We start from the raw sequence: 18,867 nt of genomic DNA on the forward strand, positions 1-18,867 counted from the left end.
CACGGTCGAACCGTGTGGGTGGTGCTGGTGGACGCCGTCGGGACGCCGTCCGTCGGTGCAAGCGAGATCGCCGCCCGAGGCCTGATGATCATCATCGGGTCTCGGGCGGCGATCTCGCGAGCGGTGGGTTCTAGCCCTGTGCTTCGATCTCGGCGACGAGCTCGTCGAGCGTCGTCTGCAGCTCATCGACGGGGGTCTTGGTGAGCACGGCGGTGTCGCCGAACGTCTCCTTGACCGAAGCCGCGACTGCCTCGGAGTTCTGGTAGATCTCGACCAGCTTCAGGTAGTTCGCGTTGTCGGCGTTCTCGGCCGACGTGACGAAGATGTTGATGTACGGGAACGCGGAGGCGTTCTGGGGGTCATCGCGAGTGAGCGCGTCTTCCGTCGTGAGGCCTGCGTTCTCGACGAAGTCGTTGTTGATGATCGCGCCGGCGAGGTCGGGCAGCGAGGTCGCCGTGAGCGAGGCCTCGAGCTCGGTCACCGTGACACGCGACTCGGGGAGCACGTCGTCGAGGGTCGAGAACGGCGAGCCGCCGTCCTTGAGCGAGATGAGACCGGCTTCCTGGAGCACGAGGAGGCCACGTGCGCGGTTCGACGCGTCGTTCGGCACCGCAACCTCGGCGCCGTCCGGGATGGCTTCGACGGAGTCGTACTGCGAGGAGTAGAAGCCGAGGGGGTAGATCGCGGTCGAGCCGATCGGCACGAGGTCGTCGCCGCTTGCTGCGTTGTGCTGCGCGAGGTAGATGATGTGCTGGAACGCGTTGACGTCGAGCTCACCCTCGGTCGTCGCCGGGTTCGGCTGGTTGTAGTCCGAGAAGTCGACGAGCTCGACCGTGAGGTCCTGAGCTGCGGCCTCCTCGACGAGCACCTCCCAGTAGGGGTCGGATGCGCCGACGACGCCGAGCTTGATGGTGTTCTCATCGGATGCGCCGGTGGAGCACGCGGAGAGGCCTCCAACGAGGGCGATCGCGCCGATTGCTGCGGCGATCTTGGTGAGACGTGACATGGAGGAGGGTCCTTTCAATGCGGCGCGCAAGCGCCGGACATCCTCTAAGGCTCTAGAGGGCCTCGCAAGAAGAGCCACGAGGCGTCGCAAGAATAAGAGAACAGCGGGTCTCCGCGCCGATACATCCTGACACGTTGCGTAACAGTCCACTGACGGGGTCACGAACGCAAGAATGTTGCTCTCGGGTCGGCCTTCAGTTCAAGGGAGGAGCCCTAGCTGCCTCGCCTTGGCAAGAGCCTGGTAGCGAGAGCTCGCATCCAGCTTCGTCATTGCGGTACCGAGGTAGCTCTTGACGGTGCTTTCGGTCAGGATCAGCTTCGCGGCGATGTCTCGATTGGAGAGTCCGAGGGCGATCTGCCCCAGCACGTCGAGCTCCCTCGGCGAGAGCCTGACCGGTTCCTCGGCCGACTCGAGAGCTCTCGAGCGCTCCCGATCGCGGGGGTCACCGTGGTCTCCGGCAAATCTGACGAGTCGCTCCTCGACGCCTCGAAGGCGCGCGCGAACCCGCGCGTCGCCGAGCATCGACGCGACCTCGCGCAAGTCGGAGAAGGTGCCTCTCAGCTCCTCGAGCTGGGATGCGGTGAGCCCGCCGGAGCCCAGCCCGGAGATGCTCGCGGACCCTACCCGCATTCGGCGCCTCAGCTCGTCTCGCAGACGCAGCTCATCCTCGACCCTCTTGCCGAGCGCGACAGCTTGACCGAGCGACATCGACTGGGAATCCGGAGCCGCGCGGAACCCGCCGTAGAGCACGCCCCGGACATGCTTGTCGACGATGACCGGAACCGCCATGAGGCTCTGGACCTGCTCAGACAGGACCTGCACGTCGTAGTCGTGGGTGATGCGGCTGCTTCCTCGGTAGTTCGTCGTGACCTTCGCGCGACGCTCCAGCATCGCGCGACCGCCGAGACCACGGCCGAGCTGCACTCGCAACCCGACCAATCCGCGACCCTGATTCCCGCAGATCGTGTGGACATTCGTCGTGTCGCGATGGGTGGGTCCGCCGAACGAGAGCGGACACCCCGTGGACTCGCGCAGGCGGGCGACAGCCTCGGCGAAGACATCCGCTTCAGTGGCTGCCTCTGGGAACATCATGTGGTCACTACCAACTTCCGGGGGTAGTTCGATACTTCGTCGTATGCGTAGCGTGGATGCTATCACGCAGGCAATGAGGCTTTCGTGTTCGCAACGATGCGAAGAAGCGCCGCCTTTTGCCGTCGAGAACTGCACGAACATATCTGACGAACGCAGCAATGCACTGAGGCAAGGAGGCCCCATGCGACACGAAACGTCATCTCAACCGCCAGGTGGAATCGACTACGTCGCATTCGAGGAAGCGGCTGAATTCAAGGAGCTGAAGAAGCGCCAGCGCTCCTTCGTCTTTCCACTCTCAATCTTCTTCCTGGTCTGGTACGGCGCCTACATCATCGTTGCCGCCTACGCGCACGACTTCATGGCCACACCGGTCTTCGGCAACATCAACGTGGGTCTGCTGCTCGGCATGGGCCAGTTCGTGACGACCTTCGCGATCACCATGTGGTACGTCTCCTACGCCAACCGGCGGCTCGATCCGCTCGCGAACGACCTTCGCGTTGAGCTCACCAAGGCGGACAAGGCATGAGCGGGCAGCTGTTGGCACCCCAGGCAAGCGCTGTCGCGAACAATGACCCCGTCCTGAATATCGCGATCTTCGCGGCATTCGTCGCGGTCACTCTCTTCATCGTTATTCGCGCAAGCCGCAACAGCAAGACCGCAGCCGACTACTACGCCGGCGGGCGATCCTTCTCCGGAACCCAGAATGGGTTCGCGATCTCAGGTGATTACCTGTCGGCAGCGTCGTTCCTCGGCATTGTCGGAGCTATCGCCATCAACGGCTACGACGGATTCCTCTATTCGATCGGCTTCCTCGTCGCCTGGCTCGTCGCTCTGCTGCTCGTCGCCGAGCTCATGCGCAACACCGGCAAGTTCACGATGGCGGACGTGCTCTCGTTCCGCCTCAAGCAGCGTCCCGTGCGTGTTGCCGCGGCCCTCACGACCCTCGCGGTGTGCTTCTTCTACCTGCTCGCGCAGATGGCGGGAGCCGGCGGCCTCGTCGCCCTCCTCCTCGGCATCACCGACGACATCGGGGTCGCGATCGTCGTCGCCGTCGTCGGCGTGCTCATGATCATCTACGTGCTCATCGGCGGGATGAAAGGCACCACCTGGGTGCAGATCATCAAGGCCTTCCTGCTCATCGGCGGCGCGGGTGCGATGACCATCTGGGTGCTCGTCATCAATGGCTTCGACCTCTCCGCGCTCCTCCAGGCGGCGGTCGACAAGGCGGCCCTCGACGGCGCGGAGGATCCGGCCGCGATCCTCGCGCCGGGCCTGCAGTACGGCAAGAACCCGATCGACTTCGTCTCGCTCGGACTCGCGCTGGTGCTCGGCACAGCTGGGCTCCCGCACGTGCTCATGCGCTTCTACACGGTGCCCACCGCCAAGGAGGCCAGGAAGTCGGTGGTCTGGGCCATCTGGCTCATCGGCGGCTTCTACGTCTTCACGCTCATCCTCGGCTACGGCGCAGCGGCACTCGTGGGGGCCCCAGCCATCAAGGATGCGCCAGGAGGCGTCAACTCGGCTGCCCCGCTGCTCGCCCTCGAGCTGGGCGGGCCGATCCTCATGGGCTTCATCTCGGCGGTCGCCTTCGCGACGATCCTCGCGGTCGTCGCGGGTCTTGCGATCACGGCTGCCGCATCCTTCGCCCACGACATCTACAACAGTGTCGTGAAGCGGGGAACGGCCACCCCAGAGCAGGAGGTGAAGGTCGGCAAGTACACGGTTGTCGTCCTCGGCGTCGTCGCCATCGTGGGTGGCATCGGCGTGCAGGGGCAGAACATCGCGTTCCTCGTCGCACTCGCCTTCGCCGTCGCGGCCAGCGCGAATCTGCCGACGATCCTGTACTCGCTCTACTGGCGCAAGTTCACGACCCGTGGGGCGCTGTGGAGCATGTACGGCGGTCTCGCCACGGCGATCATCCTGATCGTCTTCTCCAAGGTCGTCTCCGGCGCTGAGACGGCGATGCTCGGCGAGGAGATCGACTTCGCCTGGTTCCCACTCAACAACCCGGGCATCGTCTCGATCCCGGTCGGGTTCTTCCTCGGCTGGCTCGGCTCCGTGCTGCCGCAGAAGAAGGAGGACCCTCGGGTCGCCGCGGAGATGGATGTGCGCTCGCTCACGGGCTACGGCGCAGAGGAGGCTGTCGAGCACTAGGAGGCTCGCTGCACCGCGTTCGACGCCACGTCGAGTTCGCGCGTTTGCGTTCGCGAAATGGTCGCTCTGACTCGCTCAGGGCGACCATTTCCGCGTCTGCGTTGTCTCCGTGCCACAACGCACATGAGGTTCGGCATGCGCGTGGGTAGCGTGGGTGCGTCCACGATGCACATGGAGGTGCGGATTTGACGCAGTCAACGGAGACAGGTTCCCTCGCGGGGAAGACCATCATCATGTCGGGCGGGAGCCGCGGCATCGGACTCGCGATCGCGAAGCGCGCCGCGCGTGACGGTGCGAACGTCGTGCTCCTGGCCAAGACCGGGGATCCACATCCGAAGCTGCCAGGGACGGTGTACACAGCCGCTGAGGAGATACGCGAGGCCGGCGGACGCGCGCTGCCAGTCGTCGGCGACGTGCGCGACGACTCCGACCTGCAGCGGGCGGTCGACAGCGCCGTCGCCGAGTTCGGCGGCATCGACATCGTCGTCAACAATGCGAGCGCCATCGACCTGCGCTCGACGCTCGACATCGACGAGAAGCGCTACGACCTCATGCACCAGATCAACCAGCGCGGCACGTTCATGCTCTCGCGGGCGGCCCTGCCGCACCTCCTCGAGTCACAGGATGCGCGCATCCTGTCGCTCTCGCCGCCACTCAACCTCGCACCACAGTGGCTCGGTGCCTACCCGGCGTACATGACCGCGAAGTACGGCATGACACTCGCCACACTCGGTATCGCGGCCGAGTTCGCCGAACGGGGTGTGGAGGCGAACACCCTGTGGCCCCGCACCACCATCCAGACCGCAGCGGTGGCCAACATCATCGGCGGCGAGGAGCTCATGCGCCGCAGCCGAACCCCTGAGCTGTACGCCGACGCCGCCCACGCGGTGCTGACGGCCCCGCGGGGCCGATATCGGGGGCAGACGCTGCTCTGCGAGGACGTGCTCGCAGAAGCCGGTGTGAGCGACCTCAGCGTGTACTCGCCGGGAGTCGACGCCTCCGAGCTCTACCCCGACGCCTTCGTCGACTAGAGAAAAAGAAAGAACCCCGGTCAGATTTCTCTGACCGGGGTTCTCTGTCACCGTGGAGCCTAGGAGATTCGAACTCCTGACATCCTGCTTGCAAAGCAGGCACTCTACCAACTGAGTTAAGGCCCCGTTCGGGTGGAAACGATACCAACGTTCGGTATCGAACCGTGGGGCTACCAGGACTTGAACCTGGGACCTCTTCGTTATCAGCGAAGCGCTCTAACCGCCTGAGCTATAGCCCCCGAAGCGACTGCCCCAACATACACGAAAAGTGCACGTCAAGGGAAATCGAGCCGCTAGCTGTTCGTGAAACCGAACACGAGGCCCCCCGTGACCTTCACAGCGAGGTTGTAGAGGAACGCCGCAACTGCGCCGAGGGCCGTGCCCGCGACGAGGTTGAGGAGTGCGACCACAAGGGAGAAGAGCATGAGCTGGGGCAGGGTGACGAAGTCGTCGACCCCCACGCCGGCCGAGCCGGAGACGTCATTGAGCAGGTCGTTGACGCTTCCCAGCACACCAGTGTTCTCGATGACGGTCCACATCAGGAACGTCGCGACGATCGTGATGATGCCGAAGCAGATCGACAGGAGGAAGGAGAACTTCACGACAGACCAGAAGTCGATGTGCACCAAACGGAGGCGCACCTGCTTGCTCGCAGTCTTCTTGCTGGACTTCTGGGCCAGCTTGTCAGCAACGCTCGTCATAGATCAGTACCTCAGTCTTCGGTCTCGTCCTGCTCGAACGACGTGACAGAGTCTGCCACAGTCTCACTCTGGGCACTCTCGGCTGGGGCAGTCTCGCCGTCCGGTGAGACTGCAGACGTTCCCTCGAGAGCGGAGTCGGCGGCGGTGACGGTCGTCTCGCCGTCCTCACCTTCCTCGTCCTCCTTCTCGAGTTCGCGGTCGGCGTTCTGCGCGATGGCGATCACGTAGTCACTGCTGTCGAGCCTCGCGAACGTCACGCCCATGGAGTCGCGTCCCGTCACCGAGACCTCGGCCACGTTGGAGCGCACGACCTTGCCGGAGCCGAGGATGACCAGCACCTCTTCGTTGTCGTGGACGAGCAGCGCACCGGCGAGGCCGCCGCGCTCCTCGTTCAGCTTCGCGACCTTGATGCCGAGTCCGCCGCGCTTCTGGATGCGGTACTGCGACACCGAGGTGCGCTTCGCGTATCCGCCCTCGGTGACGATGAACACGTAGGCATCGTCGCTCGAGGTGACAGCGGCCGTGAGCAGGTAGTCGCCGTCGCGGAACGACATTCCCTTGACGCCGGAGGTCGACCGACCCATGGGCCGAAGCGCATCGTCGTTCGCCTCGAAGCGAAGCGACATTCCGAGGTGCGAGACACAGAACACGTGGTCCGACTCGTCGGCGAGCATGGCGGAGACGAGCTCGTCGCCTTCGCGCAGGTTGACGGCGATGATGCCAGCCTGACGGTTCGTGTCGTACTCCGTGAGTGCCGTCTTCTTGACGAGCCCCTCGCGTGTGGCGAGCACGAGATACTGCGCCTGGCGGTAGTCGCTGATGTCGAGGATCTGCGCGACCTTCTCATCGGGCTGGAGCGGCAGGAGGTTCGCGATGTGCTGCCCCTTCGCGTCCCGGCCCGCCTCCATGAGCTCGTACGCCTTCGCCCGGTACACACGACCCAGGTTGGTGAAGAAGAGCAGCCAGTGGTGCGTCGTCGTCACGAAGAACTGCTCGACGACGTCATCCGCGCGGAGCTGCGCACCCTTGATGCCCTTGCCGCCGCGGTGCTGCGAGCGGTAGTTGTCGCTGCGCGTGCGCTTGATGTAGCCGCCGCGGGTCACGGTGACCACCATCTCCTCCTCGGGGATGAGGTCCTCGTCAGTCATGTCGCCGCCGGAGCCACGCAGGATCTCGGTGCGGCGATCGTCGCCGAACTTGTCGACGACTTCCTGCAGCTCTTCGCCGATGATGGTGCGCTGGCGCACGGGGTCGGCGAGGATCGCCTTGTACTCGGCGATCATGGCCTCGAGGCGGGCCGCGTCTTCCATGATCTTCTGGCGCTCGAGCGCCGCGAGGCGACGGAGCTGCAGGTTCAGGATGGCGCTTGCCTGCAGCTCGTCGACATCGAGCAGCTCCATGAGGCCGGTCCGCGCCTCTTCGACGGTCGGCGACCGACGGATGAGTGCGATGACCTCGTCGAGCATGTCGAGAGCCTTGAGGTAGCCGCGGAGGATGTGAACCTCGTCCTCGGCCTTCTTGAGGCGGAACTTCGTGCGGCGCACGATGACTTCCACCTGGTGCTGCACCCACGCGGTGATGAAGCCGTCGATGGCGAGCGTGCGCGGAACCCCGTCGACGATCGCGAGCATGTTCGCGCCGAAGTTCTCCTGCAGCTGCGTGTGCTTGTAGAGGTTGTTCAGCACAACCTTGGCGACGGCGTCGCGCTTGAGCACGATGACGAGACGCTGTCCCGTGCGACCGGAGGACTCGTCGCGGATGTCGGCGATGCCGGAAAGGCGCTGATCCTTGACCAGCTCGGCGACCTTGAGCGCGAGGTTGTCCGGGTTGACCTGGTACGGCAGCTCGGTGATGACCAGGCACGTGCGTCCGTGGATCTCCTCGATCGCGACGACGGCGCGCATCGTGATGGAGCCGCGACCGGTTCGGTACGCCTCCTGGATGCCCTTGGTGCCGAGGATCTGGGCACCGGTCGGGAAGTCGGGGCCGTGGACGCGCTCCATGAGCGCATCCATGAGCTCCTCGCGAGAGGCGTCCGGGTGCTCGAGGTGCCAGAGCGCGCCTGCTGCGACCTCGCGGAGGTTGTGCGGCGGGATGTTCGTGGCCATTCCGACGGCGATGCCGACGGAGCCGTTGACGAGGAGGTTCGGGAAGCGAGCGGGCAGCACGGCAGGCTCGCGCGTACGTCCGTCGTAGTTGTCTTGGAAGTCGACGGTGTCCTCGTCGATGTCCCTGACCATCTCGAGCGCAAGCGGCGCCATCTTCGTCTCGGTGTACCGGGGGGCGGCGGCGCCGTCGTTGCCTGCAGAGCCGAAGTTCCCCTGGCCGAGTGCGAGTGGGTAGCGAAGGGACCACGGCTGCACGAGTCGGACCAGCGCGTCGTAGATCGCCGAGTCACCGTGCGGGTGGAACTGCCCCATGACGTCGCCGACGACGCGGGCGCACTTCGAGAATGCCTTGTCCGGGCGGTACCCGCCGTCGTACATCGCGTAGATGACGCGACGGTGCACGGGCTTGAGTCCATCCCGAACCTCGGGCAGTGCTCGACCGACGATGACGCTCATCGCGTAGTCGAGGTACGAGCGCTGCATCTCGAGCTGCAGGTCGACCTGTCCGATGCGGTCGCCGCCGTCGGCGTTGGTGGTTGTGACGCGTTCTTCAGCCATAGAGGTGCCTGTGTGCCTTAGATATCGAGGAAGCGCACGTCGTGCGCGTTCTGCTGAATGAAGGTCCGGCGAGATTCGACGTCCTCGCCCATGAGCGTGCTGAACACGGCGTCAGCCGCCTCAGCGTCGGTCACCTTGACCTGCAGGAGCGTGCGCACTGCGGGGTCCATCGTCGTCTCCCAGAGTTCCTGGTAGCTCATCTCGCCGAGGCCCTTGTAGCGCTGGATGGCGTTGTCCTTGGGGATGCGGCGGCCAGCTGCCTTGCCGTCTGCGAGCATCGCGTCGCGCTCACGGTCGGAGTACGCGAAGTCGTGCGCGGCATTCGACCATTTGATGCGGTACAGCGGCGGCTGGGCGAGGAAGACGTACCCGAGCTCGACGAGCGGACGCATGTAGCGGAAGAGCAGGGTGAGCAGCAGGGTCGTGATGTGCTGACCGTCGACGTCGGCGTCTGCCATGAGGATGATCTTGTGGTACCTGACCTTGTCAGGGTCGAAGTCGTCGCCGAGGCCGGCTCCGAATGCCGTGATCATGGACTGCACTTCGTTGTTCTGCAGCGCACGGTCGAGGCGGGCCTTCTCGACGTTCAGGATCTTGCCGCGCAGCGGAAGGATCGCCTGCGTCTCGGGGTCGCGGCCCTGGACGGCGGAGCCGCCTGCCGAGTCGCCCTCGACGATGAAGACCTCAGAGCGAGTCGGGTCCTTCGACTGGCAGTCCTTGAGCTTGCCCGGCATGCCACCGGTCTCGAGGAGTCCCTTGCGCCTGGTCTGCTCGCGCGCTCGACGTGCGGCGAGTCGAGCGGCGGATGCCTGACCGGCCTTGCGGATGATGTCCCTCGCCTGCGAGGGATTGCGGTCGAACCAGTCCTGGAGGGCTTGTCCGACGATGCGCTGCACGTAGGACTTGGCCTCGGTGTTGCCGAGCTTCGTCTTCGTCTGGCCTTCGAACTGGGGCTCGCCGAGCTTGATGGAGATGACTGCCGCGAGACCCTCGCGGACGTCTTCGCCTGAGAAGTTCTCGTCCTTCTCCTTGACGAGGTTCTTCTCCCTCGCGTAGCGGTTCACGACCGTGGTCAGCGCTGCACGGAACCCCTCGAGGTGCGTGCCGCCCTCCTTGGTGTTGATCGTGTTCGCGAACGAGTGAATGGATTCCGAGTAGGAGTCGATCCACTGCATGGCGAGCTCGAGCGAGATCTTCCGCTCGGTGTCCTCGGCGTTGACCTCGATGATCTCCTCGTGGACCGGCTGCTTCTTGCGGCGGCTGACGAGGTGCTGCACGTAGTCGACGAGGCCGCGCTCGAACAGGTAGGTCTGCGAGCGCTTCTGCGGGATCTCGATCGACTCGGTGACCCCCTTCGGCTCACCGGTCTCGGTGCGCTCCGCCTCGTCGATGTCTGCAGCGGATTCGTCCTGCAGCTCCGTGATCTGAGCGGCGAGCCCGTCACCCTGGAGGGTTGACTGGTCCCGGTCGTCGGCCAGCGAAATGCGAAGGCCCTTGTTCAGGAACGCCATCTGCTGGAAGCGGGCGCGGAGCACTTCGAAGTCGTACTCGACCGTCTCGAAGATCTCGGAGTTCGCGTAGAACGTGATGGTGGTCCCGGTGTCTTCCGTCGGCTCACCCTTGCGGATGTCGCCCGTCGGGACGCCGTTCTCGAAGTCCATCTCCCATTCGAAGCCGTCGCGCTTGACCTGAGCGATGAGTCGGTAGGAGAGCGCGTTGACCACGGAAGAGCCGACACCGTGGAGACCACCGGAGACGGCGTAGCCGCCACCACCGAACTTGCCGCCGGCGTGGAGCTTGGTGAGGACCACCTCGAGTGTGGAGATTCCCTCGATCGGGTGCAGCTCGACGGGGATACCTCGACCGTTGTCGCTCACGCGCACGGCACCGTCATCCTGGAGCGCGACCTGGATGTCGTCGCAGTACCCTGCGAGCGATTCATCCACAGAGTTATCCACAATCTCGTACACCAGATGGTGCAAGCCCTCGGGGCCCGTTGACCCGATGTACATGCCTGGGCGCTTGCGTACGGCCTCGAGACCCTCGAGCACCTGGATCTGCCCGGCGCCGTAGTCGTTCTCGACGCGGTCGTTCTGCGAGCGGGTCTCGGCCACTTCAGCAGGCGCCTCGCTCAGCCCTTCCGCAGCAGTCTGGCCTTCCGACGTTCCTGGACCGGCCGACTTCCCCGCATCTTCTGGCGTCTCAGTCGTGTTCTCGGGGTCGGAAGTTTCTGATGCCATAACTCGGGCGTCTCCTTGCTGTGTGGCGACATGCAAGATCCGCGTTGCGAGCAAACTCACACGACGCGGATCCAGCGACTGTTCAGTCTACCAAGGAACCCGACCCGAAGCCCGAAGAAGGCGCGTCAAGCGACGAAAACAATGGCGAGGACCGTAAATGCCTCGTCAGCCGTAGGTATCGCGTGGGCCACGCCCTGGAACCGATCTGGGACCGCGTTTCCACGAGGGGGCACCCGGGTTCAGAAAGCGGATGCGCTCGACCTTGGCCTCGGCGTACCTCTCGATGAGGTTCGTGAGCAGCAGCGTCTGCATGCCGCGGAGCTGCGTCGCCCAGGCGGTCGAGTCGCACTGCACAAGCAGCACCCCGTCCTCGATGTGCAGGGGAGTCGAGTGCGCAGCTGTCTCCTTGCCGACGATCTCGGGCCACGCATCCATCAGCTCCGCCTGTTTGATGGGGCCGTTCCAGCCGAACTGCCTGGTGAGGGCCGCAAGAGCGGAACCAGCAGCCACCGGATCGCGGCCGAAGCCGAAGGGCTCGGACAGATCGGTGCCCTGCTCATCCTTCGCCTTGGCGGCCAGCCGCCTGCGCAGCGAGGTCGTCTTCCCGCCGAAGACCTCCTTGAAGCGCGCGTAGACTTCCGCACCCTCACTCATCGGCTTGGCCTATCTGTATCGTCCCGGCGCTGATGCGGATGACCTGCGACCGCAGCCCCACAGGCACGTCTTCGAGGACCGCCGCAGTGATCAGGACCTGCTCGAAATCGCCGATCGCCTCTGCCAGACGTGATCGGCGCGAAGCATCGAGCTCGGCGAAGACGTCGTCGAGGATCAGGACGGGATCCCCGGCGCGCGACTCACTCCGCACCAGCTCGGCAGCAGCGAGCTTGAGCGCAAGCGCAAACGACCAGGACTCCCCGTGGCTCGCCGTGACGCGGGCCGGCAGGCCGTTCAACCAGAAGACGGCGTCGTCGCGGTGCGGACCCACGAGGCTCACACCGCGTTCGAGCTCCCGCGGACGCATGGCAGCCAGCTGCGCCGCGAACCGCTCGCGGATCTCAGACGTCGTGACCTCGCCACCCTCGACCTCGGCACCCTCGCCATCCGCGTCGCCCATCACGGAAGCTGCGTGCCCGAAGGCCGACACCCGCATCGAGAGCGTCGGACGGTGGTCGGCGCCGACCAAACGCTGATACGAGCCGGCGAGGTGAGGAAGGAGCCGGTCGCAGAGCAGGAGCCGTTCCGCGATGATCTGCGAGCCCAGCTCGAGCATGCGCTCATCCCAGACGTCAAGAGTCGCGATCATCGCGTCGGACGATCGTGGCCCTCGCATGGATCGGAGCAGGGAGTTCCGCTGTCGAAGCACACGCTCGTAGTCGGCGATGACACCGCCCAGTCTGGGCGAATGGGTCACGAGCAGGGAGTCGAGGAACCGCCGCCGTGCCCCGGGTTCGCCGCGAACGAGCGTCAGATCCTCCGGTGCGAACAGCACACTCGCGAAGTACCTGGCCAAGTCGCGAGAGCGGACGTTCTGTCCGCCGACCCGCGCCTTGTTCGCACCCGAGCTCGCGATCTGCACGTCGAGGTGCAGCGACCGCGTCTCGTGGGCCAGCTCCATCTTGACGACGGCAAACTCCTGGCCGAAGCGCACCAGCGCCTGGTCGCTCGAGACTCGGTGCGAACCGAGCGTGGCCAGGTACCCGATCGCCTCGACGAGGTTGGTCTTGCCCTGGCCGTTGGAGCCGACGAACAGGTGAGCGCCGGGTCCAAGCGAGAGGTCGGCGGACTCGTAGTTCCTGAAGTCGTGCAGCTGCAGACGGGTGACGTGCACCGGTTACCGCATGAGCAGATTCGGCTGCAGCAGGTAGCGGTAGTTCGTCGACTCGCCTTCATCGCGCGTGGTCTGGCTCGTCAGCAGCACCGGTCCGGGCTTGTTCGGGTTTTCGGAGTTCGTGAACGCGATGCGCACGAACGGCGAGTGGATGGCCCCGACGCCGTCGAGCAGGAACTGCGGCTTGAGCGAGACGACCATGTCGTTGCCCTGGAGCACCGCGTCGAGGTTCTCGCTCGCCTGCGCCTGCTCGCTGCCGAGCGCTTCCAAGTGGAGTCCCTCGGTCGTGAAGGTGAAACGCAGAGCCGCCTCGCGCTCGAGGACGAGCTGCACTCGACGGACCGCGTCGACGATGTCGCTCACCGTGAGCACCGCGTAGTGCGGCGTCTCGGCGGGGAACAGACGCTCGACGGCGGGGAAGTTGCCCTTGATGAGCAGCGAGGTGACGGTCTTGTTGCCGGCCGAGAAGGCGATCAGCTCGCGGATGTCGTCCTTGACGAGGGTGATGGTGATCTCACCGGAGCTCCCGAGCGACTTGCCGACCTCTGCGAGTGTCTTCGCCGGGACGAGCGCCGTCTCGGTCTCCGTGAGCGAGCTCTGCCATTCGATCGTGCGAACCGCGACCCGGTAGCGGTCGGTTGCAACGAGGCTCATGGAGTCTGCCTGCAGGGAGAGGTTGACGCCGGTGATGACGGGGGCGACATCTTCACGGGAAGCGGCGACGGCGACCTGCGAGATGGCCTCCGAGAAGACGTCGCCGGCGATGGAGCCGCTGGCTCCCTCGACGACGGGAAGGCTCGGGAACTCCTCGATCGGCATCGTCGGGAGGTGGAACGAAGCGCTTCCACAGCGGATGACGACACCGGAGTCGTCACGGCTGAGCTCGACGGGGGCCTGCGGGAGCCTGTTCGCGATGTCTGCGAGGAGGCGACCCTGCACGAGAACCGCACCGGGTTCCTGCACATCAGCGTCGATGCTCGTGCGGCTCGAGACCTCGTAGTCGAACGATGAGAGCGTGACGCCTGCCTCGCCGACCTCGACGACAACACCGCTGAGGATGGGGAGGGTCGGGCGCTGAGGCAGAAGCTTGACGACAAACGACACCGCATCGCTGAAGACGTCACGGTTGACCACAAACTTCACTAGGCGTTCCTCTCGTTGGAATGCCCCAATGGTAGCCGCCTCGATTCGGTGTGTTGTGACCGATCGCACGTGCATCCTGTGATGCACGCAGCAGCACGCTCGAGTCGTCGCGCACGCGAAAATACCAGCTAGACGAGGTCCAGCCGACCACCGTCCATCGATGTCATCGACTCTCCCAATATCTATAGATTTCTTGTCATCATCGTATTAACAGCTGTGCACACTGTGGATAACTCCGAACTCGCCAGCAGCCCCACGGGAACTACAGGAATGTAAGTTGTGGTGGAGCGGTGGACGCCCTGTGCACGCTGACGAGCACTGGGGTGCACAACTTCGCGGACTCCACAGCGTCGAGGGCGTTTTCCACAGTCCGTGCTCGCGTGTCGATTCCACAGTCCACAAGTTATCCACAGGCGAAAACGACAAGAAAAACTCCACATCCGAGCACAGGGCGTCGTGATGTGGAGCAGATGGAGCACTCAGGAGCGGCCGTTGCCGTTCTGACGGATGCGCGCGGTGAGCTCGGTGACCTGGTTGTAGACATCTCGTCGCTCGGTCATGAGCTTCGTGATCTTGCGGTGCGCGTACATGACCGTCGTGTGGTCCCGTCCGCCGAACAGCTGCCCGATCTTCGGGAGCGAGAGGTTCGTCATCTCCCTGCAGATGTACATGGCGATCTGCCTGCTCGTCGCGATCGCCTGAGAGCGGGACGAGCCATAGAGGTCATCGACCGTCAGCTGGAAGTACGCTGCAGTGCGGTTGATGATGTCGACCGGGGACACGATGCCCGTGTCCTGGTCGGAGACCAGATCCTTCAGAACGGTCGAGACGAGCGCCAGATCGACCTTCTCACCGTTGAGATTCGCGTACGCGGTGACCCGGATGAGGGTGCCCTCGAGCTCACGGATACTCGAAGACACCCGTGCAGCGATGAACTCGAGCGCATCGTCGGGAATCAGGAGGTTGTCGACCTGCGACTTCTTCCTCAGGATGGCGATACGCGTCTCGAGGTCAGGCGACTGCACGTCGGTGATGAGGCCCCACTCGAAGCGCGACCGCATCCGGTCCTCGAAGCCCGTCAGCTGCTTCGGTGGGAGGTCGCTGGTGATCACGACCTGCTTGTTGTGCTCGTGCAGGGTGTTGAACGTGTGGAAGAAGGCTTCCTGCGTCGAGTCCTTGCCCTGCAGGAACTGGATGTCGTCGATCAGGAGGATGTCGTTGTCGCGGTAGCGCGCCTGGAACGACTGCGTCCTGTTGTTGGCGATCGAGTTGATGAAGTCGTTCGTGAACTCTTCGCTCGAGACGTACCTGACCTGGATGCCAGGGTAGATCGACTCGGCATAGTTGCCGATGGCGTGGAGCATGTGGGTCTTGCCGAGCCCGGAGCCGCCGTAGACGAACAGGGGGTTGTACGAGCGAGCCGGTGCTTCCGCCACTGCGACCGCAGCAGCATGCGCGAATCGGTTCGACCCTCCGATGATGTAGTTGTCGAAGGTGTAGCGAGGGTTGAGGCGGGACTCCGGGTCGGGCTGCGTGCGCGCTCCCTGATCCGACGAGGAGTGGGCGCCGATCGCCTCCGACTCGACCACGGTGACGGAGCTCGTCGGCGCGGGAGCGGAGCGTGGCGGAGCCACCTCTATGTAGTCGTGCGAGTCAAGGGGCTCGCTCGCCGATGCCCGGGGCGCAGCATCCGGGTTGACGAGCACCGCGAAGGTCTTGATCTCGGACTCGTCGAGCTCTGCGATCGCTGCGAGCATCGGCACCCGCGCGCGCGTCTCGATCATCGTGCGAGTCATGTCGTTCGGGACCTCGAGGAGCAGGGCGCCGCTCATGACTCCCTTCGCCTCCACAAGGCCGAGGAACCCCAGGAGGGAAGCGGGGACGCGGTCATCTTCACGCAGTGTGGAGAGCAGCGTCTGCCACGTCTCCGAAACGGGGTCGGTCACCGAAGCACTCCCCCCATCCCTCTGTACTTCCCAGCTCCGCATCTCTGTGGGCCGGCGTTACTTCTTGGCTGCGCACTCGCAGCATGGTCAACGCACCGGCCGTGTGGCACTGGTGCGCAAGTCATTGTGATCTACCCGGTGAGATATCCACAACTTCTGTGGACAAACGGGCGTCTGCCTGTGCATAACTCGCAGAGGTAGGGGTCCAGCCTACGCTGGATCAGGACGTGCGCCAATCGCTTTCGCTGGATCCGGCATGTCGGAGCCGCGCGGCACGAGCTCGTGAGCATAATGCTGGGCTTCTGGCGGCAGTTGACTGCCAGGCGCAGGTCACGTAGGTTAAGGCAGTTGTGCCCTTCGGTAGGGCACTTGTGAAAATCCGTACGGCGTCCGCCGATCGGGTCGTATCTTCCGGAGTTCTCATGTCGAAGCGTACTTTCCAGCCAAACAACCGCCGTCGCGCGAAGACCCACGGCTTCCGCCTGCGTATGCGCACCCGTGCGGGTCGCGCCATCCTCTCGGCTCGTCGCCGCAAGGGACGCACCGAGCTTTCCGCGTAGCTTCTTGCTTCCCTACGCGAACCGCGTCACGAAGGGCGATGACTACCAAGCCATCGTTCGACGCGGCGTTCGCGTGGGTGCTCGGGGAATCACGGTCAGCGTGCGCGAGCGCGACACCAACGACACACCTACTCGCTTCGGCTTCATTGTCTCGAAGCGGGTAGGTGTGGCCGTTGTGCGCAATCGCATCCGTCGTCGCCTCAAGGCCGTCTCCAGGGAGCTTCTTCCTGAAGTGGGTCCGGGTTTTGACATCGTCTATCGCGTGCATCCCGAAGCGGCTGCGCTCGGATTCGAGGAGCTGCGGGAGCGTGCCAGGTTCGGATCCTTGCGAGGGGTGCGTCGTATCGCCGCCAATGGCGAAGCGAATGCACCGAGAACCGTGAGCTCGAGCACCTGATGGGCGGCTCACTCCGCGCGATCGCGCTGTTTCCTCGAAACGTCGTCATCGCCGTGCTCAACGGCTACCGGCTGCTGATCTCTCCGCTCTACGGAGATGTCTGCCGGTATCACCCCAGCTGCTCCGCGTACTCTTTAAGAGCCGTGCAGGTTCATGGCGTCCTCCGGGGCGGCTTCCTCACCGGGCGACGACTCGTTCGTTGCCACCCCTGGGCTGCCGGAGGCATTGACGATGTGCCAGAGCCTGAACACAGAACCACCACCACTACTGCCCACGGATTCGTAGTCCAGGGCAGCTAGCGGCATCTAAGAGAAAGACGTCACCACACTCATGGATATCCTCGGAACCATCCTGTGGCCGATCAAATGGGTCATCGAGCTCATCCTGGTCGGATTCCACTCGCTGTGGACGACGCTCGGTCTCGATGGCACAGATGGCTGGACCTGGATCCTCGCGATCCTCGGCCTGGTGCTCGTCGTCCGCTCCGCCATGATTCCCCTCATGGTGAAGCAGGTGAAGTCGCAGCGAGCCATGATGGATGTCGCTCCTGAGATCAAGAAGATCCAGGACAAGTACAAGGGCAAGCGCGACCAGTTCTCGATGGAGGCGATGCGCCGCGAGACCATGGCGGTCTACCAGCGCACCGGCTCGAACCCCATGGCAGGGTGCTGGCCGCTCCTCGTGCAGATGCCGATCTTCTTCGGTCTCTTCTCTGTGCTCAACGGCGCACAGCACAACACGGTGGGAGTGGGCCTCCTCAACCAGGAGCTCGCCACATCCTTCTCGCAGGCAGATATCTGGGGCGCGCCGCTGAGCGCGACGTTCCTCAATAACGACGGCAACGTCGGGGTGCAGATCCTCGCCGGCGTCATGGTCGTCGTGATGACGGTCTCGCAGTTCATCACCCAGAAGCAGATCACCTCGAAGAACGTGTCGCAGGCGACCAAGGAGTCGCCGATGTACCGCCAGCAGCAGATGCTGCTGTACATCCTGCCGCTCACGTTCCTCGTATCCGGTGTCATGTTCCCGCTCGGTGTCATGACGTACTGGCTCATCTCGAACTTCTGGACGATGGGGCAGCAGTACATCATCATCCGCAACATGCCGACGCCCGGCTCTGAAGCCGCGAAGGCTCGCGAGGACCGACTCAAGGCTCGAGGCAAGTGGGTCGAGCCTGAGCGCAAGGACTCCAAGGGCAACGTCATCATCGAGGCACCCGTGCAGCAGCCGGTGCAGCGATCGCAGCCTGTGTCGAAGAACAGGGCCAAGAAGAAGGCCTCTGGAGGCAAGCCAAGCGGTGGCACCTCTTCGGGCAAGAGCAGCCCACCTGCCAAGAAATAGCTCCCCAACTCTCGTTGCCACACTGTTTTAAGGAACCCGCATGACTGAAGCAACTCCTGAGACCATCCCCGCAGAGGTCAGCACACCGGACACTCGTGACGACGGTGACATCGCGGCGGACTACCTCGAGGAGCTGCTCGACATCAGTGACGTCGACGGTGACCTCGATATCGAGGTTCGCGAGTCTCGCACGTATATCTCGGTGAACTCAGACGGCGAATCGAACCTCTCGAAGCTTGCAGACGGCGAGACGGTTGACGCCCTCCAGCACTTGACCCGTCTGGCTGTCCAGGCTGAGACCGGCGAGTTCTCAAGACTCATTCTGGACATCGGAGGCTCGCGGGATGCACGCCGCATCGAGCTCGTCGGCCTGGTCGACCGCGCCGTGACCCGCATTGAGGAAGGTGCCTCCTCCGCGGCGCTTCCCCCTATGTCGTCCTACGAGCGCAAGATCGTGCACGACATCGTCTCGGAGCGTGGCTACGTGTCCGAGTCGGAGGGCGAAGCGCGCGAGCGTCACACCGTCATTCGCCCAGTCGCATCTGCCTGACCGAAGAGTTATCCACAGGAGTTTCCACAGGCGAAATCCCGGTTCGCGGCGACTTTCAGGTCTAGAACCACTAAATGCCTGGTCAGAAGCCTATTCCTGACGATTTGGCTGTCAGGTGACGCCAGCCAAGGGTTTTCCACAAAGTTATCCACAGCTTTGTTGCGCACGAACGACTGTCTGGCGAGTGTGGTCTCCGTCATGCATGTCAGACT

The 18,867-nt window shown here is 64.1% G+C and carries 17 protein-coding genes and 2 tRNA genes; 8 read left to right on the forward strand and 11 right to left on the reverse strand.

Annotation, left to right across the window (positions count from 1 at the left end; all coding sequences use genetic code 11):
* Nucleotides 1-130: 130 nt before the first annotated feature.
* Both GV007_RS04525 and GV007_RS04530 read right to left on the reverse strand, forming a co-directional pair.
* On the reverse strand, nt 131-1,006 hold the full coding sequence (locus GV007_RS04525; RefSeq protein ID WP_104244053.1) for a MetQ/NlpA family ABC transporter substrate-binding protein: 876 nt from the start codon (nt 1,004-1,006) through the stop codon (nt 131-133).
* A gap of 198 nt (nt 1,007-1,204) precedes the next feature.
* On the reverse strand, nt 1,205-2,098 hold the full coding sequence (locus GV007_RS04530) for a LuxR C-terminal-related transcriptional regulator (protein WP_160071186.1): 894 nt from the start codon (nt 2,096-2,098) through the stop codon (nt 1,205-1,207).
* Nucleotides 2,099-2,279: 181 nt separating this feature from the next.
* Between GV007_RS04530 and GV007_RS04535 the strand changes: the two genes are divergently transcribed.
* From GV007_RS04535 to GV007_RS04545, 3 genes are all read left to right on the forward strand, one after another.
* Nucleotides 2,280-2,624: a DUF485 domain-containing protein gene (locus tag GV007_RS04535; RefSeq protein ID WP_160071187.1), complete on the forward strand. Its 345-nt coding sequence runs from the start codon at nt 2,280-2,282 to the stop codon at nt 2,622-2,624.
* Entirely contained in the window at nt 2,621-4,252 is a 1,632-nt protein-coding gene (locus tag GV007_RS04540; RefSeq protein WP_104329940.1) for a solute symporter family protein, read from the forward strand. Before GV007_RS04535 ends, GV007_RS04540 begins: the two co-directional genes overlap by 4 nt.
* A 185-nt stretch (nt 4,253-4,437) precedes the next feature.
* Nucleotides 4,438-5,283, forward strand: a complete 846-nt coding sequence (locus GV007_RS04545) for an SDR family oxidoreductase (protein ID WP_268893483.1) — start codon at nt 4,438-4,440, stop codon at nt 5,281-5,283.
* Between the two features lie 53 nt (nt 5,284-5,336).
* Here GV007_RS04545 and GV007_RS04550 read toward each other — a convergent pair.
* The 9 genes from GV007_RS04550 to dnaA form a co-directional block, all read right to left on the reverse strand.
* A tRNA-Ala gene (locus tag GV007_RS04550) sits at nt 5,337-5,409 on the reverse strand.
* 39 nt (nt 5,410-5,448) lie between these two features.
* Nucleotides 5,449-5,522, reverse strand: a tRNA-Ile gene (locus GV007_RS04555).
* Between the two features lie 54 nt (nt 5,523-5,576).
* Entirely contained in the window at nt 5,577-5,984 is a 408-nt protein-coding gene (locus GV007_RS04560; protein ID WP_104244042.1) for a DUF3566 domain-containing protein, read from the reverse strand.
* A gap of 11 nt (nt 5,985-5,995) precedes the next feature.
* The gene (gene gyrA / locus GV007_RS04565; RefSeq protein ID WP_160071188.1) at nt 5,996-8,650 is read right to left on the reverse strand and encodes a DNA gyrase subunit A; all 2,655 of its coding nucleotides are present in this window, start codon (nt 8,648-8,650) and stop codon (nt 5,996-5,998) included.
* A gap of 17 nt (nt 8,651-8,667) precedes the next feature.
* The gene (gyrB, locus tag GV007_RS04570; RefSeq protein ID WP_160071189.1) at nt 8,668-10,890 is read right to left on the reverse strand and encodes a DNA topoisomerase (ATP-hydrolyzing) subunit B; all 2,223 of its coding nucleotides are present in this window, start codon (nt 10,888-10,890) and stop codon (nt 8,668-8,670) included.
* A gap of 165 nt (nt 10,891-11,055) precedes the next feature.
* Nucleotides 11,056-11,544, reverse strand: a complete 489-nt coding sequence (locus GV007_RS04575) for a DUF721 domain-containing protein (RefSeq protein ID WP_104244036.1) — start codon at nt 11,542-11,544, stop codon at nt 11,056-11,058.
* On the reverse strand, nt 11,537-12,718 hold the full coding sequence (recF, locus tag GV007_RS04580; protein WP_160071190.1) for a DNA replication/repair protein RecF: 1,182 nt from the start codon (nt 12,716-12,718) through the stop codon (nt 11,537-11,539). The genes GV007_RS04575 and recF overlap by 8 nt, the downstream gene beginning before the upstream one ends.
* Before the next feature lie 3 nt (nt 12,719-12,721).
* Nucleotides 12,722-13,861, reverse strand: coding sequence for a DNA polymerase III subunit beta (gene dnaN / locus GV007_RS04585; RefSeq protein WP_160071191.1), 1,140 nt, complete (start codon nt 13,859-13,861; stop codon nt 12,722-12,724).
* Nucleotides 13,862-14,340: 479 nt separating this feature from the next.
* Nucleotides 14,341-15,807 carry a chromosomal replication initiator protein DnaA gene (dnaA, locus tag GV007_RS04590; protein ID WP_236558332.1) on the reverse strand — a complete coding sequence of 489 codons (1,467 nt, stop codon included), beginning with the start codon at nt 15,805-15,807 and terminating at the stop codon, nt 14,341-14,343.
* A gap of 422 nt (nt 15,808-16,229) precedes the next feature.
* Between dnaA and rpmH the strand changes: the two genes are divergently transcribed.
* The 5 genes from rpmH to GV007_RS04615 are packed head-to-tail and all read left to right on the forward strand — an operon-like array spanning nt 16,230 to nt 18,655.
* The gene (gene rpmH, locus GV007_RS04595; RefSeq protein ID WP_068484134.1) at nt 16,230-16,367 is read left to right on the forward strand and encodes a 50S ribosomal protein L34; all 138 of its coding nucleotides are present in this window, start codon (nt 16,230-16,232) and stop codon (nt 16,365-16,367) included.
* A 4-nt stretch (nt 16,368-16,371) separates the two neighbouring features.
* A complete protein-coding gene (gene rnpA / locus GV007_RS04600; protein WP_160071193.1) occupies nt 16,372-16,764 on the forward strand; it encodes a ribonuclease P protein component in 393 nt (130 codons plus the stop codon).
* Nucleotides 16,764-17,063, forward strand: a complete 300-nt coding sequence (gene yidD, locus GV007_RS04605) for a membrane protein insertion efficiency factor YidD (RefSeq protein WP_160071194.1) — start codon at nt 16,764-16,766, stop codon at nt 17,061-17,063. Before rnpA ends, yidD begins: the two co-directional genes overlap by 1 nt.
* 31 nt (nt 17,064-17,094) lie before the next feature.
* Nucleotides 17,095-18,105 carry a membrane protein insertase YidC gene (yidC, locus tag GV007_RS04610; protein ID WP_160071195.1) on the forward strand — a complete coding sequence of 337 codons (1,011 nt, stop codon included), beginning with the start codon at nt 17,095-17,097 and terminating at the stop codon, nt 18,103-18,105.
* A gap of 40 nt (nt 18,106-18,145) precedes the next feature.
* Complete coding sequence (locus GV007_RS04615) at nt 18,146-18,655, forward strand: Jag family protein (RefSeq protein ID WP_160071196.1); 510 nt, start codon at nt 18,146-18,148, stop codon at nt 18,653-18,655.
* Nucleotides 18,656-18,867 lie beyond the last annotated feature (212 nt).

This window comes from Pseudoclavibacter sp. 8L (genome assembly GCF_902506465.1).
Classification (GTDB): Bacteria; Actinomycetota; Actinomycetes; order Actinomycetales; family Microbacteriaceae; genus Pseudoclavibacter.